The 14,922-nt window shown below is 69.4% G+C and carries 13 protein-coding genes; 7 read left to right on the plus strand and 6 right to left on the minus strand.

Annotated elements, in window-relative coordinates; genetic code table 11:
* Positions 1–27: 27 nt before the first annotated feature.
* The 3 genes from ACFVDI_RS27000 to ACFVDI_RS27010 all read right to left on the minus strand — a co-directional run bounded on the left by ACFVDI_RS27000 (position 28) and on the right by ACFVDI_RS27010 (position 3,653).
* Positions 28–732 (minus strand): lytic transglycosylase domain-containing protein, encoded by a 705-nt coding sequence (locus ACFVDI_RS27000; protein ID WP_378911981.1) that lies wholly within the window; start codon positions 730–732, stop codon positions 28–30.
* A 357-nt stretch (positions 733–1,089) separates the two neighbouring features.
* Positions 1,090–2,481, minus strand: a complete 1,392-nt coding sequence (locus tag ACFVDI_RS27005) for a PhoH family protein (protein ID WP_378911982.1) — start codon at positions 2,479–2,481, stop codon at positions 1,090–1,092.
* A gap of 395 nt (positions 2,482–2,876) precedes the next feature.
* Positions 2,877–3,653 (minus strand): isoprenyl transferase, encoded by a 777-nt coding sequence (locus ACFVDI_RS27010; RefSeq protein WP_378911984.1) that lies wholly within the window; start codon positions 3,651–3,653, stop codon positions 2,877–2,879.
* An 87-nt stretch (positions 3,654–3,740) separates the two neighbouring features.
* Here ACFVDI_RS27010 and ACFVDI_RS27015 point away from each other — a divergent pair, with 87 nt between their 5' ends.
* Positions 3,741–4,481 carry a hemolysin III family protein gene (locus ACFVDI_RS27015; RefSeq protein ID WP_378911986.1) on the plus strand — a complete coding sequence of 247 codons (741 nt, stop codon included), beginning with the start codon at positions 3,741–3,743 and terminating at the stop codon, positions 4,479–4,481.
* Here ACFVDI_RS27015 and ACFVDI_RS27020 read toward each other — a convergent pair.
* The gene (locus ACFVDI_RS27020; protein ID WP_378911988.1) at positions 4,442–5,713 is read right to left on the minus strand and encodes an MFS transporter; all 1,272 of its coding nucleotides are present in this window, start codon (positions 5,711–5,713) and stop codon (positions 4,442–4,444) included. The two genes, ACFVDI_RS27015 and ACFVDI_RS27020, sit on opposite strands and share 40 nt — an antisense overlap.
* Positions 5,714–5,770: 57 nt before the next feature.
* On the opposite strand from ACFVDI_RS27020, the gene ACFVDI_RS27025 reads away from it, so the two are divergent.
* Complete coding sequence (locus ACFVDI_RS27025) at positions 5,771–6,733, plus strand: DUF5937 family protein (protein WP_378911989.1); 963 nt, start codon at positions 5,771–5,773, stop codon at positions 6,731–6,733.
* A gap of 49 nt (positions 6,734–6,782) precedes the next feature.
* Here ACFVDI_RS27025 and ACFVDI_RS27030 read toward each other — a convergent pair whose 3' ends face one another.
* Both ACFVDI_RS27030 and ACFVDI_RS27035 read right to left on the minus strand, forming a co-directional pair.
* Complete coding sequence (locus ACFVDI_RS27030; protein ID WP_378911990.1) at positions 6,783–8,282, minus strand: amino acid permease; 1,500 nt, start codon at positions 8,280–8,282, stop codon at positions 6,783–6,785.
* A gap of 54 nt (positions 8,283–8,336) precedes the next feature.
* A complete protein-coding gene (locus ACFVDI_RS27035; protein ID WP_378911991.1) occupies positions 8,337–10,007 on the minus strand; it encodes a tannase/feruloyl esterase family alpha/beta hydrolase in 1,671 nt (556 codons plus the stop codon).
* A gap of 189 nt (positions 10,008–10,196) precedes the next feature.
* On the opposite strand from ACFVDI_RS27035, the gene ACFVDI_RS27040 reads away from it, so the two are divergent.
* The 5 genes from ACFVDI_RS27040 to ACFVDI_RS27060 are packed head-to-tail and all read left to right on the plus strand — an operon-like array spanning position 10,197 to position 14,867.
* Complete coding sequence (locus tag ACFVDI_RS27040) at positions 10,197–10,970, plus strand: ABC transporter ATP-binding protein (RefSeq protein ID WP_378911993.1); 774 nt, start codon at positions 10,197–10,199, stop codon at positions 10,968–10,970.
* A gap of 11 nt (positions 10,971–10,981) precedes the next feature.
* Positions 10,982–11,674, plus strand: coding sequence for an ABC transporter ATP-binding protein (locus ACFVDI_RS27045; RefSeq protein WP_378911996.1), 693 nt, complete (start codon positions 10,982–10,984; stop codon positions 11,672–11,674).
* Positions 11,675–11,724: 50 nt separating this feature from the next.
* A complete protein-coding gene (locus ACFVDI_RS27050; RefSeq protein ID WP_378911997.1) occupies positions 11,725–12,972 on the plus strand; it encodes an ABC transporter substrate-binding protein in 1,248 nt (415 codons plus the stop codon).
* Positions 12,973–12,999: 27 nt separating this feature from the next.
* Positions 13,000–13,872, plus strand: coding sequence for a branched-chain amino acid ABC transporter permease (locus tag ACFVDI_RS27055; protein ID WP_378911998.1), 873 nt, complete (start codon positions 13,000–13,002; stop codon positions 13,870–13,872).
* Entirely contained in the window at positions 13,869–14,867 is a 999-nt protein-coding gene (locus ACFVDI_RS27060) for a branched-chain amino acid ABC transporter permease (RefSeq protein ID WP_378911999.1), read from the plus strand. The genes ACFVDI_RS27055 and ACFVDI_RS27060 overlap by 4 nt, the downstream gene beginning before the upstream one ends.
* Positions 14,868–14,922 lie beyond the last annotated feature (55 nt).

Raw genomic sequence — 14,922 nt, forward strand, 5'->3', positions numbered from 1 at the left:
GTCATGACGGGCCGACTCGGCGGGGGCTCAGTACCAGCCGACGGACTGGGAGTGGCTCCAGGCGCCGCACGGGGAGCCGTAGCGGTCGTTGATGTAGCCGAGGCCCCACTCGATCTGGGTGGCGGGGTTGGTCTCCCAGTCGTCTCCGGCCGAGGCCATCTTGGAGCCCGGGAGGGCCTGCGGGATGCCGTAGGCGCTGGAGGTGGGATTGGCGGCGGTGTGGTTCCAGCCCGACTCCTTCTCCCACAGCGGCTCGAGGCAGGAGAACTGGTCCATGCCCCAGCCGAAGTCGCCGAGCATCGACTTGGCGATGTCCTTGGGGTTGCGGAGATCGATCTCGATCTCCTCGACACCGGCGATGGCGCGGACCTCGTTGCCGGCCGACAGCGCGGCCTGCTTGCCCGGGTCGGCGACCTCACGGCGGTCACCGGCCGAACGCGAGAGGGAGGTCTCGCCGCCACGGGCGGCGGACTCGGCCTCGATCGCGGCGCGCTGGGCGTCGGTCAGCTCGGGGATGCCGGCCGCCTCACCCGCGCTGAGCGTCGGGTCGTCGGTGGCTGGCCCGGTGTAGGCCACCCCACCTGCGACTGCGGCGCCCGTCCCGCCGAGGGCGAGAACAGAGAGGAGGAGGGTCGTCTTGGCGGTCGTACGCGCAGCCTTGTGCGGAACGTCGACAAGCGGATTCGCTGGTGCACCGCGATGTCGCGGGGCACGATGAACAGGCTTGGTCACGGGCTCTCATTCGGGGGCTGAGGCATTACAGACCCGCAAACAATGCATGAGCGCCGACCCCGTATCAAACCGGACGCACCGTTTGTAGGTCAGAAATGACCGTCCTGAGCATCACTTCCGTAACATGAGTCACACAGATAACAACGGTCCCAGACCTCACAGGCCTGGGACCGTTGACGTGAGAAGGATTACGGCGGGGTGTGCGATAGGGCGCCGTCGCGAGCGACGTCCCAGTGCGTGCTCAGCAAGGCGGAGGAGGGAGGCGGCCCGGGGTTGGCCGTCGACCGACGACAACGCCGCTGAGTGCGTGCTGGGACGGCGCGCAGCAGGCGACTCCTATCGCACACGCCGCCGCTGTCACGGAACCACGTTCTCCAGCATCTCGGTGACGAGCGCCGCGATCGGCGAACGCTCGGAGCGGGTGAGGGTGACGTGCGAGAAGAGCGGGTGGCCCTTCAGCTTCTCGATCACCGCGACGACACCGTCGTGGCGTCCGACCCGGAGGTTGTCGCGCTGGGCGACGTCGTGGGTGAGGACGACCTTCGAGTTGGCACCGATCCGGGAGAGCACCGTGAGGAGCACGTTGCGCTCCAGCGACTGCGCCTCGTCGACGATGACGAAGGAGTCGTGCAGCGACCGGCCACGGATGTGGGTCAGCGGCAGCACCTCCAGCATGCCCCGGTCCATGATCTCGTCGATCACGTCCTGCGTGGTCACCGCGGAGAGGGTGTCGAAGACCGCCTGGCCCCACGGCGACATCTTCTCGTTCTCGGTGCCGGGCAGGTAGCCCAGCTCCTGGCCGCCGACGGCGAACAGCGGGCGGAAGATGACGACCTTCTTGTGCTGGTTGCGCTCCATGACCGCCTCGAGCCCGGCGCAGAGCGCGAGCGCGGACTTCCCGGTGCCGGCCCGGCCACCGAGGGAGACGATGCCGACGTCGGGGTCGAGCAGCATCTCCAGCGCGATCCGCTGCTCGGCGGAGCGGCCGTGGATCCCGAAGACCTCTCGGTCACCGCGAACGAGGTGGACCTGCTTGTCCGAGCCGACCCGGCCGAGCGCGGTGCCCCGGTCCGACATCAGCACCAGGCCCGTGTGACAGGGCAGGTCACGGGCCGCGTCGAGGTCGAGGACACCGTCGTCGTAGAGCTCGTCGAGGTCCGCGGAGGTGACGTCCAGCTCGGCCATCCCCGAATAGCCGGGGTCGGAGTCGTTGATCCGCTCACCGCGGTAGTCCTCGGCCTTGAGCCCGACGGCGGACGCCTTGATCCGCATCGGCAGGTCCTTGGAGACCAGGGTGACGTCGAGCCCGTCGCCCTTCAGGTTGCGCGCAACCGCGAGGATCCGGGTGTCGTTGTCCCCGAGCCGGAATCCGCTCGGCAGCGAGGACGGGTCGGTGTGGTTGAGCTCGACACGGATGGTGCCGCCGTCCTCACCGACAGGGACGGCCGTGTCGAGGCGTCCGTGGGTGACCCGCAGCCCGTCGAGCTGCCGGAGTGCGGAGCGGGCGAAGTAGCCCAGCTCCGGGTGGTGCCGCTTCCCCTCCAGCTCGGTGATGACCACCACCGGGAGGACGACCTGGTGCTCGGCGAAGCGCGTCATGGCCTTCGGGTCCGAGAGCAGGACGCTCGTGTCGAGAACGAACGTACGCGTGTGCGGCGACTCGCTCTCCGAGGAAGACTCCGACGCCGGTGTCGGAGCGGCCGACGTATCGGCCTCGGTGACATGCTCGTTCGTGGTTGGGTTGGCCACGCGGATCACCTCTCGCGACCGGCTCATACACCCATGAGTCCGGTCATTTCATCATTGCTCAGATGGACCGGACGGTGGACCGTCGGTCGGGGTGCCGACCGCCTCACACCCGTCGGGATCGATGTGATCCTGACGCAGGTTCGGTTCGTGACTACTCACGTAACGGGCCTCCAGGTGCGACGGGATTTCGTTCCCCGCCGTTGCTACAACGCTACGTCGCCCGACCAACGGTCCGTGGCAACACGCAGCATTTTTCTTTGTGAACACCTGGTGACACCACCGGTTTGTTCCACCCAGCGGTCAGCGCTGAGCGTCCCTCGTCTGGACGCAGCGGAGGAAGACGAGGGTCACAGCGAAGCGCTCGCGAATTGCGAGGCAATCGCAAACGATTCAGGTCATCTGCCGAGGCGACGCTCACGGTGCGCGTAGGCCCGAAGGGCACGCAGGAAGTCGGTACGCCGGAAGTCGGGCCAGTAGGCCTCGCAGAAGTAGAACTCCGACTTCGCGCTCTGCCAGAGCAGGAATCCGCCCAGGCGCTGCTCCCCCGACGTACGGATCACCAGGTCCGGATCGGGCTGGCCCTTGGTGTAGAGATGGTCGGCGATGTGCTCGACGTCGATGATCTGGGCGAGCTCCTCCAGCGAGGTGCCGCGGCTGGCGTGCTCGTTGAGCAGGGCACGTACGGCATCGGCGATCTCGCGGCGGCCGCCGTAGCCGACCGCGACGTTGACCAGGATCCCGTCGACGTCGCGGGTCGCCTCCTCGGCGGCCTTGAGCCGGTGGGCCAGCCAGTCGGGCAGCAGGTCCAGCGCACCGACCGGGTGCAGCCGCCAGCGGCGGTCGTCGGCCAGCGAGTCGACCGCGTCGGCGATGATCTCGAGCAGCGGCGCGAGCTCCTCCGCCGGCCGGTTGAGGTTGTCGGTGGAGAGCAGCCACAGCGTGACCACCTCGATGCCGATCTCGTCGCACCAGGTCAGCAGCGGCTCGATGTTGGCGGCGCCGGCACGGTGGCCGTGGGCGGTCGACTGACCGACCTCCTTGGCCCAGCGGCGGTTGCCGTCGAGCATCACCCCGACGTGCTTGGGAAGCTTGGATACGTCGAGCTTGCGAAGCATCCGCGCCTCGTAGGCGGGATACAGAATTCGACGTACGCCGTCCTTCCAGTCTGCCACGGGAGAAGGGTATCGGCGCCGACTCCACATCACCCAGCGGGACGGGATTCACCGGATCTTCAGGGAAGCCCGATAACCTAACGCTTCATGAGCGAGATGACGGATGCGATGCGCCTCAAGGTCGGCAACATCACCGACTCGGTCTCCTCGACCGTTCACGAGGCCCTCCCGAAGCTGCGCGGCTGGATCCACCTGGCCAGCGCCCCGCTGACACTCGCGGCCGGGATCGTGCTGATCGTGCTGGCACCCTCGGGCGCGCCCCGAATCGGCGCGGCGGTGTTCACGATGGCAGCGCTGCTGCTCTTCACGGTCTCCGCCGTCTACCACCGTGGCAACGCGATGGGTCGGTGGAGCGCCCGCGCCCACACGATCCTGAAGCGCTGGGACCACGCCAACATCATGCTGATGATCGCGGGCTCCTACACCCCGTTCTCGCTGCTGCTGCTCGAGGGGACCACCCAGATCGTGCTGCTCTCGGTGGTCTGGACCGGAGCGATCCTGGGCGTCTTCTTCCGGGTGTTCTGGCCCGAGGCCCCGCGCTGGCTGTACGTCCCGAACTACATCGCGCTCGGCTGGGCCGCGATCTTCTTCATCCCGTCCTTCTTCTCCGGCGCCGTCGCCCTCGGCGTCGGCATCGGCATCGCCACCTTCACCCTGATCTGTGTCGGCGGGGCGCTCTACACCGCCGGCGGCGTGATCTACGGCTTCAAGCGGCCCAACCCGTGGCCGCAGTGGTTCGGCTTCCACGAGGTCTTCCACACCTTCACGATCCTGGCGTTCATCGTCCACTACACGGGTGTCTCGCTGGCGACGTACTCGCTGCGCTGAGCCTGCACCTGCTCCTGGGCACGCGCCGCGGCGGCGTGCCGGGCGAGCACCGCGGTGAGGATGCCGGTGACGGCGAAGAGCGTGCCCAGCACCATCCACCCACCGGTGCCGTGGTCGATCGCGGTGGCGGTCACGACCAGCGGCGCGAGCATGTGGGCGAGGGCGTAGCCCATCTGGCTCACGCCCTGGTAGGCACCGGCCCGCTGCTGGTCGGCCAGCTCGAAGGCCAGCCCCCAGCTGCCCGCCTCGCCGCGGGTCTCGGCAGCCGAGGAGGCGAGCGCGGCCGACAGCAGGAGCGCGGTGGCGACCACGGGGCCGGCGTAGGCCGCCGCGGCGAAGAGGACGCAGGCCGCCAGCAGCAGGAAGCCGGCGCCGCGCACGGCCCGCCCGGCCGTGGCGACGTCGTGGGTTCCGCGCGAGGCTCGCACCTGGAAGAGCGCCACGTAGACGGTGTTCACCACGAGGAGCACGGAGACCAGGACGGTCGGTGCGTCGGTGTGGTCGGCCACCCACAGCGGCACCCCGATCGAGGTCACCCCGAAGTGGATCGCCATCACCCCGCTGAGCACGGTCACGGTCACGTAGGTGCGGTCCCGCAACGGTGAGGGACCCTTGACCGCCGTCGGTCCGGAGCCCGCGTCCATCGCCTCGCCCAGCCCGGCGACCCGGCGCCTGAGCCCGACGAGCGGCACCGCCGCGACCGTGGTGAGCACGCCGACGAGCACCATCGTGGCGCGATAGGCCGCCCCGGTGTCCACGGCCAGCGCCACCGCCGCGAGCAGCGTCCCGACCCCGATCATCACGTTCATCACCACCCGCAGCCGGGCGCGTACGGCCACCCGCTCGGGACCGTCGAACCAGCGCGCGACCAGCGTGGACTGCGCGCTCGACTGGAAGCCGCGCGAGGCCGAGACCCAGGTCGCGACCAGCACGAACGCGACCACGTCCCGGGCCAGGGCGTACGCGAGCAGGGCGATGCCGTAGCTCGTCATCGACACCAGCTGCACCCGGTCGGCACCCCACCGGTCGCTGAGCCGCCCACCTGCGTACGTGGCCACGACGCCGACCGCGCCGGCAACGGTCAGGCCGATGCCGACGGTGACCGCCGAGAGCCCGATCGTGCGGGTGAAGTAGAGCGCGCTGACCGCGAAGAACATGCCGCGGGCGAGCGAGAGAGCGGCGACGGCTCCGACGAGCGGACGCTCGACCGGGTCGCTGGGAGGTCGGATCATGGGCCCAGTTGTCGCACCGGGCGGCCGTGGAGCGTTAACGATGTAGCGTATTGCTTCATGATCAGGTACGAGCTGGCCGGGCCCGACCTGAGCGAGGTCAGGTTCGCCATCTCCCCGCTCAACGAGCTGACCCTCTCGCTGCGCGCGCTGCGTGATCCCGGCCGCTTCCCGCTCCACCTGCCCTGGCTGCGCTCCGTCGGCACCGCCGACCTGGACCGCGAGACCCTGCTCGCGCTGACCAACGACCGGCTCTGGACCCCGGACTTCCTCAACCCCAGGCCGCGCACCCCGCTGGCCCGGCTCGAGGACGAGCTCGAGGTGGTCGGCGCGACCCCGCCGGAGCGGGTACGCGCCGACCTCGCCGCCGTCCACTTCGACGACGGCCCACCCGCGGTTCTCGCCGGGCGCCCGCCGGAGGTGCTGCGCCGCGTCCTCACCGCTCTCCGCGGCTACTGGGACGCCTGCTTCGAGCCGCACTGGCGGCGGATGCGCGCGGTGCTGGAGGCCGACATCGTCTACCGCGGCCGCACGATCGTCCACTCCGGCATGGCCGCGATGTTCGCCGACATCTCGCCGCGGGTCTCCCTGGCCGACGACGTCCTCTCGATCCGGCTCACCACCTCGAAGGTCGACTACCGGCGTACGACCGCGGGCGTGGGGCTCACCGTGGTCCCCACCCTGTTCACCCGCAACCCGTCCACCCCGATCTCTGCGGAGGAGCCGCCGGTCATGTTCTATCCGGCGCGCGGCCTCGGCACCCTGTGGTCGACCGATCGGCCGCAGGCGTCGGGTGCGCTGCGCGACCTCATCGGCGAGACTCGCTCCGGGCTACTCACCCTGTTGGCGGCCCCGGCCTCCTCGACCGAGCTGGCCGTACGTCTCGGAGTCACCACCACGGCCGTCAACCAGCACCTCCGAGCGATGCGCGCGGCCGGACTGCTGACCTCGGCCCGCCACGGGCGGTCGGTGCTCTACCTGCGCTCGGACCTCGGCGACCGTTTCGTCCACGCCGCGACATGAAAGGGGCGCGCAGCCACCGGCCGCGCGCCCCTCCTCGTCCTCGGGAGCCTCACATGTGCAGAGGCTCGACGACGGTGTCGTCGCCGCCCTTGCCCACCCGGGAGTTGCGGTAGCTGTAGAGGAAGTAGATCGCGAAGCCGATCGCCATCCACACCAGGAACCGGAGCCAGGTCTCGATGCTCAGGTTGAGGGTCAGGTAGATGCAGATCAGCGCCGCCACGATCGGCAGCACCGGGTTGAACGGCACCTGGAACGAGCGCGGCAGGTCGGGGCGACGCTTGCGCAGCACCGGCACCGCGATCGAGACCAGGGCGAAGGCGGTCAGGGTGCCGATGTTGACCATCTCCTCCAGCCGACCGACCGGCGTGAAGGTCGCCACGACCGCGACGACGGCGCCGACGATGAAGGTGAGCCGGAGCGGCGTACCGGTCTTCGGGTTCACGTGCGCGAGCCTCACCGGGAGGAGCCCGTCGCGGCTCATCGCGAAGAGCACCCGGACGGCGCCGATGATCAGCGTCATCACGACCGTGGTCAGACCGGCGACCGCGCCCGCCGAGATCAGGGTGGCGAAGCCGCCCTGCCCGACATCACGGAACGCCGTGGCCAGCGCAGCGCTGGTGTCGATCTCGTCGTACTTCACCATGCCGGTGATGACCAGCGCGACAGCGACGTAGAGGACCGTGCAGATCACCAACGACCCGATGATGCCGCGCGGCAGGTCACGCTGCGGGTTCTTGGCCTCCTCGGCGGTGGTGGCGACGACGTCGAAGCCGATGTAGGCGAAGAAGACCACGGAGGCGGCCGAGACGATACCGAGGACGCCGAAGGTCTGCGGCTCGAGACCGAACGCCCACTGGATCAGAGGCTGGTGGATGCCCTCGGACTCGACGCCGCCGGCACGCTCGGGGATGAACGGGTCGTAGTTGGCGCCGGACACGTAGAACAGCCCGGCGATGATGACGAAGAAGACGACGAAGAGCTTGATCGCGACGAGCACGAGGTTGACGCGCAACGACTCCTTGATGCCGTTGGCGATCAGGCCGACGAGTGCGACGACCAGCAGCAGCGCAGCCAGGTTGAAGTCACCGAAGGCCGGCTCGGCCTGCGGACCGAGGTGGGCCGGCCAGGTGATGCCGATCTCGGCCAGGAAGGTGACGAAGTAGGCGCTCCAGCCCTGAGCGACCACGGACGCCGCCAGGACCATCTCCAGGATCAGGTCCCAGCCGACGATCCACGCGAGCATCTCTCCGAGGGTGGCGTAGGAGAAGGTGTACGCCGACCCGGACACCGGCACCGCCGAGGCGAACTCCGCGTAGCAGAGCGCCGCCAGGCCACAACAGATCGCGGCGATGACGAAGGAGAAGACCACGCCCGGGCCGGCGTACTGGGCCGCGGCCCGGCCGGTCAGGGTGAAGATCCCCGCTCCGATGATGACGCCGATCCCGAAGACCGTCAGGTCAACCGCGGAGAGCCGCCTTTTGAGCTGGAACTCCGGGGTTTCGGCATCGGCAAGGGACTGCTCGATGGACTTGGTGCGCCAAACAGACATGAGGGATAGCAAACCATCCCGTCAGGTGGGCTCGACGGGTCGGGGTGCGACCCGTCACATCCCGCACCGGAAGCTGCTCGCTTCAGAGGCGGGCCCATCGACGTACGTCGGCCAGGTCGGCCACTCGCACAACGGTCGCGTGCGGTTCGCTCCGGCGTTGCCGTCGGTGACCACCTGGTTCTCACCGGGCGCGACGCCCTTCTCGGTCCACTTCTCCAGCGCCGTGAGGGAGTCGTAGGAGGCGGAGTAGGCGACCGGGGCGAAGTTGGCGTGGTTGGCGCCGGGCACCAGGTAGAAACGCGAGAACTCCTCGGTCGCCCGCTTGCCCATCACGCGCTGCACCCGCTGGTAGTAGTCGATCGTGGAGCGGTGGCTGACCAGCTCGTCGGCGGCGCCGTGGACCAGGATCAGCCGGCCGCCGGAGCGGGCGAAGGGGCGCAGGTCGGCGTCGTTGACGTCCTGGAGCGCGGTCAGCTCGCTGACCCGGCGCTGCCACTCCCCCGGAGCGGCCGGGTCGATCGCGAAGGGGCTGATCTGCGGGTCGCGGGCGATGAAGTACTTGACCCACTGGTTCCAGAACTGCATGCCGTAGCCCGCGGTGACGGGCATCGGGTCGGCCGGTGCGGTGGTGCCGAAGCCGAGGATCGGGGTGGACATCCGCGCCCCGGACAGCACCGGGAACCCGGGGTAGCCCCACTCCCCGCTCGCGACCCGGTAGGGCAGCCGCCAGCTGCTGTCGGCGGCCACGACCGCGTCGACCTGCTCGCGGGAGAGGCAGGTGGCGCCGGGCGTCTCGCCCTCGCCGCACAGCAGCGTCTCCGGGTCGAAGTCACAGCCGGCCTCGTCGGAGACGACGCCGTCCTCGAGCCCGTCGCCGCCGTCGCAGGCAACGAGGACCCGCTGCGCGACCAGGTCCTGCTGGACCTTCGACGGGAACGCACCGGGCTTGCCGAACTCGTGGGTGATCCGGCCGAAGAAGAGGTCGAGGGTGGCGGCGTTCCAAGCGGGATAGGCCGAGATCACGCCGTCGAAGTCGCGCGGCCAGCGCTGCGCGACGGCGAGGGCCTCGCGCCCGCCGGTCGAGCCGCCGGCGAAGTAGGTCGTGCCGGGACCGCGGCCGAACGCCTTCGCGATGACGAACCCGGCGGTGTCGTGCACCTTCTTGAGCGCGTCCCCGGAGAAGTTGCGCAGCGCCTCGTCGTTCTGGCCGAACCAGCCGTCGAGGCTGGCGATCGGGTGACGGGTGGTGTCGGCCTGGTGGCCGGAGTCGCTGGCGTAGGTCGCGTAGCCGCGCCCGAGCGGGGTGCGCTGGTCGACCGGCCCGAAGGGCACGTTCTGGGCGAGGTTGGGGACGGTGCCGTTGTAGCCGCCACCGCCGAACATCATCGACCCACCGTTCCAGCCCTCGGGCAGCGCCAGACCCATCCGGATGTCGGGCGCGGCCGGGTCGACCGGGTGGATCGCGATGTCCGCTCGGCAGTAGGCAGGGAGCGCGGTCGGGCCGCTCCCGGAGGCCGGCATCGAGGTGGTCGCGGTGACCTCGGCCCCGGTGGTCGGCAGGCCGATCCGGTGCGCGGGGATCCTCAGGCCGACCAGTGACTCGCAGTCGGCGGGGGCGGTGGACGGCGCGGCGCTCGCGGGCACCTGGCCGACAACCAGGGCCGCCGCGGCGAGAGCCAGCGACGAGCCGACGGTCAGGAATCTGCGTACGAGAGTGCGGGGCATGGCTCAAGGATCGCGACGCGGTGTGACCCGCGCCATGTGGACCGCGCACACAACTCTGCCGCCGAAGATGTGGCCGATCACGAGCCGTGCCTCGACGAGCCGTCATGGCCGTGAGCCACACATCAGACGGGTTCAGTGTGTCTCCAACCCCTATGGCGTACGTCTCACCACTTCCCTAGCGTCGCCCCTGTGACGAGCACCACACCCACCCAGGACTGGGCTCTGCGGACCGAGGGCCTCACCAAGGACTTCCGCGGCTTCCGTGCGGTCAGCTCTGTCGACCTGGAGGTCGCCGAGGGCACCGTACACGCGCTCGTCGGCCCGAACGGCGCCGGCAAGACGACCCTGTTCAACCTGCTGACCGGGTTCCTCAAGCCCACCAGCGGGCGGATCACGGTCTTCGGTGACGACGTCACCGGGATGGCGCCGGAGCGGATCACCCGTCACGGGGTGGCCCGCTCCTTCCAGATCACCAGCCTCTTCGAGAACCTCACTCCGCGCGAGCACGTCGAGATCGCGCTCCAGGGGCTCACCAACCAGGGCCTGAAGTTCTGGCGTTCGGAGAAGCTGCTGGCGCGGCGCCGCGAGGAGGTCGACCGGCTCCTGGCCGAGGTCGGCCTGACCGAGCTGGCCGACAAGCCGACCGGCCTGATGGCCTACGGCCAGAAGCGAGCGCTGGAGCTCGCGCTCGTGCTCGCCGTCGAGCCTCGGCTGCTCCTGCTCGACGAGCCGACGGCTGGGATGGGCATCGAGGACGTCGACCGCACCATCGAGCTCGTCCGGCGCATCGCGGCGGGACGGACGGTCGTCTTCGTCGATCACAACATGCACGTGGTCGGCCAGCTGGCCGACCGGGTCACCGTCCTGCAGCAGGGCTCGGTGCTCGCCGAGGGCCCCTACGACGAGGTCCGCGCGGATGCCCGTGTCATCACCGCCTATCTCGGGGAGGCCCACAGTGCTTGATGGAGGTCCCTGTGCTTGAGATCGAGAACCTGAGTGCCTGGTACGGCGAGGCGCAGGCCCTGCGCGAGGCCACCCTGAGCGTGGGAGCTGGCGAGGTCGTGACCCTGGTCGGCCGCAACGGCGCCGGCAAGACCACCCTGGTCCGCTGCCTGATGGGCCTGCACAGGCACCTGACCGGATCGGTCCGGCTCGATGGCCGCGACATCACCTCTCTGCCCGCGCACAAGCGGGCTCGCGCCGGGCTCGGCTGGGTGCAGGACGACCGCGGCATCTTCGCCAACCTGAGCGTGGAGGAGAACCTCCTGCTTCCGCCTCGGGTCTCGGAGTCGGCGTGGACGTTGGAGCAGGTCTACGACGCCTTTCCGGCTCTCGGCAGCCGTCGGCGCGCCGGCGGCACCACCCTCTCGGGCGGTGAGCAGCAGATGCTCGCCGTCGCCCGCGTGCTCCGCACCGGCGCCCGGGTGCTCCTGCTCGACGAGCCCTCCGAGGGACTGGCCCCCGTCATCGTCGCCCAGATCGGCGACATCGTACGGACCGCGAAGCAGTCCGGGATCGGCGTGCTGCTGATCGAGCAGAACGTACGTTTCGCCGCCACCGTCGCCGACCGCCACTACCTGCTCGCCCAGGGCCGCCTGGTCGAGAGCCTCGACAACGACGAGTTCGTCGAACGTCAGGACGAACTGCTCGAACACCTCGGGATCTGACGTACCGCCCACAGCACAGCGCAGTTCCAACCCCCGCGAGGAGAGACACGATGAACAAGCGACGCACAGTTGCCACCGCCTCGATGGTGATGGCAGGTGTCCTGGTCACCGCAGGCTGCGGTGCCGGCGGTCCTGCTGCTTCCGGAGGCGACTTCACCGACGACAAGGTGGTCCTCGCCCTGCTCAACGACGCCTCCGGCGTCTACAAGGACGTCTCCGGCCCCAACTCGAAGATCGCGATCCAGATGGCGATCGACGACTACCAGGAGAAGTACGGCGACGAGGCCGTCGTCGACGACATCGAGGTGACCTCGGCCGACCACCAGAACGAGCCGGACATCGCCAACACCAAGGCCCAGGAGCTCTACGACCGCGAGGGCGCCGACGTGATCCTCGACGTGCCGACCTCGTCGGCCGCGCTGGCCGTCGCGACGCAGGCGAAGAACAAGAAGAAGCTCTACATGAACATCGGCGCCGGGACGACCGAGCTCACCGGCGGGCAGTGCAACAAGTACACCTTCCACTATGCGTACGACACCTGGATGCTGGCCAACGGCACCGGCACCGTCGTCACCGAGGAGGGCGACAAGAACTGGCAGCTCATCTACCCCGACTACGCCTTCGGCCAGGACATGGTGAAGTCGTTCACCGGTGCCATCGAGGCCGGCGGCGGCAAGGTCGCGGGCACGATCGCGACGCCGTTCCCGAACGACAACTTCGCGACGTACATCACCAAGGCGGGAGCCGCGAAGCCGCAGGTCATCGGCACCATGCACGCCGGCGGTGACCTGATCAACCTGGTCAAGCAGTACAACGAGTCCGGGCTGAAGGACCAGGGCATCGACCTGGCCGTCGGGCTGATGTTCATCTCCGACATCCACTCGCTCGGCGTCGAGGCGTTCGAGGGCACGATCTTCACCGACGCCTGGTACTGGAACCTCGACGCGGAGTCGCGCGAGTGGGCCGACCGCTTCATGGAGGAGACCGGCGACCGGCCGACGTACGCCCACGCGGGCAACTACTCCGCGGCCACCCAGTATCTCGAGGCGGTCCAGGCGGCCGGCACCGACGACGCCGACAAGGTCGTCGAGGAGCTCGAGGGCAAGAAGGTCGAGGACATGTTCCTGCGCAACGGTGAGATCCGTGCCGAGGACCACCGGGTCATCCACGACGTCTACCTGGCTCGGGTCAAGGGCCCGGCCGACGTCAAGGAGGACTGGGACTACGAGGAGATCATCAAGACGATCCCGGCCGAGGAGGCGTTCCGCCCGGCGGCGGAGTCCGGCTGCTCGATGTAGCTGTACCCGAGGTCTAGAGGGATTCGTATGAACGCGGTTCTGCAATACACCGTCCAAGGGCTCGCGGCCGGCAGCTTCTACGCGCTGGCCGCGCTCGGCCTGGCCGTCATCTTCGGGGTCCTGGGCGTGGTCAACTTCGCCCACGGTGCCTTCTACATGCTGGGAGCCGTCGCGGCCGCGGTGCTCCTGGACACCGTCGGGATGAGCCTGTGGCTGGCGCTGATCGTGGTGCCGCTGCTGATGCTGGTCTTCGGGATGCTGGTCGAGCGGCTGCTGGTGCAGTGGCTGCTGCCGCTCGACCCGCTCTACAACCTGCTGCTCACCTTCGGGCTGACGCTGCTGCTGGTCGACCTGATCAAGCGCCGCTACGGGGTCTCGGGGCTGCCCTATGAACGCCCCGCCGCACTGGACGGGCGGGTGCAGGTGGGTGGCGTCGGGCTGCCCGTCTACCAGCTCTTCGTGATCGGGGTCGCGCTGCTGGTCTGCCTCGGCGTCTGGCTGCTGATGACGCGTACGCGGGTGGGCATGATCGTCCGGGCCGCGACCGAGCGGCCCGAGCTCGCCGGTGCGCTCGGCATCAACGTCGGGCGCTGGGTGACCCCGGTCTTCGGGTTCGGCGTCGCGCTCGCCGGGCTGGCCGGGGTCCTGGCCGCACCGTTCCGGGCGATCACCGCCGAGATGGGCAGCGACTTCATCATCATCCTGTTCGCCGTCGTGGTGATCGGCGGGCTCGGCTCGATCGTGGGCGCCGTCGTCGGCGGGTTCCTGGTCGGGCTCGTGGAGGCGTTCGGGCAGGCGTACGCACCGACGTTCGCGCAGGTGCTGATCTTCGTTCTCATGGCGGTGGTCGTCCTGGCGCGGCCGGCCGGGCTCTTCGGCCGAGAGGAGGCGACGGCATGACGAGCATCGCAACGGCTGGCGCGAGCGTCAGCGAGCAGCACGCGGCGATCGCCGGGGCGCGGCCGTGGCAGCGGCTGGTGCTGTTGGGGATCGGTCTCGTCGTCGCGCTCGGGCTGCCGTGGTTCGTCTACCCGCCGGTGGCGATGGACATCGCCGCGTGGGCGCTCTTCGCGGTGGCCCTCGACCTGCTGCTGGGCTACTGCGGGCTGCTCTCGTTCGGTCATGCCGCGTTCTGGGGCGGATCGGCGTACGCCACCGGGCTGATCGCCATCCACCTCGGCGTCCCGTTCCCGGTGGCGGTGCTCGGCGGAGCGCTGTTCGCGATGGTCCTGGCGGTGCCGATCGGCTACCTGTCGGTGAAGCGGTCCGGAATCTACTTCGCGATGGTCACCCTCGCCTTCGCGCAGATGCTCTTCTTCATCGCCAACCAGGCCTCCTCGCTCACCGGCGGGGAGAACGGGCTCCAGGGCGTGCCGCGGTCGTTCTTCGGGATCAAGGCGGTCGAGACCGACTCGTTCTTCTTCTACTACGCGGCGCTGCCGATCATCCTGCTCGGGATGTGGGCCGCCTGGCGGATCGTCCACTCCCCCTTCGGACGGGTGCTGGTCGCGATCCGCGACAACGCGCCGCGGGCCCGGGCGCTGGGCTACGACGTGGAGCGCTACAAGCTGATCGTCTTCGTGCTCTCGGCCGGGCTCTCCGGCCTGGCCGGCGGCGTCTTCGCCGTCTCGCACGGGTTCGTGGCGCTCCCCGAGCTGCACTGGGCCACCTCCGGCGAGGTCGTCCTGATGACGGTGCTGGGTGGCATCGGGACGCTGTGGGGCGGGGTCATCGGCGCCGGGCTGATCGTCATGCTCGCCGACTACCTGGCCTCCTCCGGGTTCGACGGGATCGGGATCGTCACCGGTGGGGTGTTCGTGACCGTGGTGCTGCTGTTCCGTCGAGGCATCTGGGGCACCGCCCGGCACCTCTGGCTGAGTCGCCGCCGCTCGTAAGGGCTCGAGTCGGCCCATCTTGACCAGACCCGACGCCGAGTCGGCCCGTCAAGAC

The sequence above is a fragment of the Nocardioides sp. NPDC057767 genome (assembly GCF_042798275.1).
GTDB lineage: Bacteria > Actinomycetota > Actinomycetes > Propionibacteriales > Nocardioidaceae > Nocardioides.

Bases quoted from the DNA above. Each gene is read 5' to 3' on its own strand.
- ACFVDI_RS27020 (WP_378911988.1), bottom strand. From the start codon at position 5,713: ATGATCCGACCTCCCAGCGACCCGGTCGAGCGTCCGCTCGTCGGAGCC.
- ACFVDI_RS27025 (WP_378911989.1), top strand. From the start codon at position 5,771: ATGATCAGGTACGAGCTGGCCGGGCCCGACCTGAGCGAGGTCAGGTTC.
- ACFVDI_RS27055 (WP_378911998.1), top strand. From the start codon at position 13,000: ATGAACGCGGTTCTGCAATACACCGTCCAAGGGCTCGCGGCCGGCAGC.
- ACFVDI_RS27060 (WP_378911999.1), top strand. From the start codon at position 13,869: ATGACGAGCATCGCAACGGCTGGCGCGAGCGTCAGCGAGCAGCACGCG.
- ACFVDI_RS27015 (WP_378911986.1), top strand. From the start codon at position 3,741: ATGAGCGAGATGACGGATGCGATGCGCCTCAAGGTCGGCAACATCACC.
- ACFVDI_RS27030 (WP_378911990.1), bottom strand. From the start codon at position 8,282: ATGTCTGTTTGGCGCACCAAGTCCATCGAGCAGTCCCTTGCCGATGCC.
- ACFVDI_RS27035 (WP_378911991.1), bottom strand. From the start codon at position 10,007: ATGCCCCGCACTCTCGTACGCAGATTCCTGACCGTCGGCTCGTCGCTG.
- ACFVDI_RS27050 (WP_378911997.1), top strand. From the start codon at position 11,725: ATGAACAAGCGACGCACAGTTGCCACCGCCTCGATGGTGATGGCAGGT.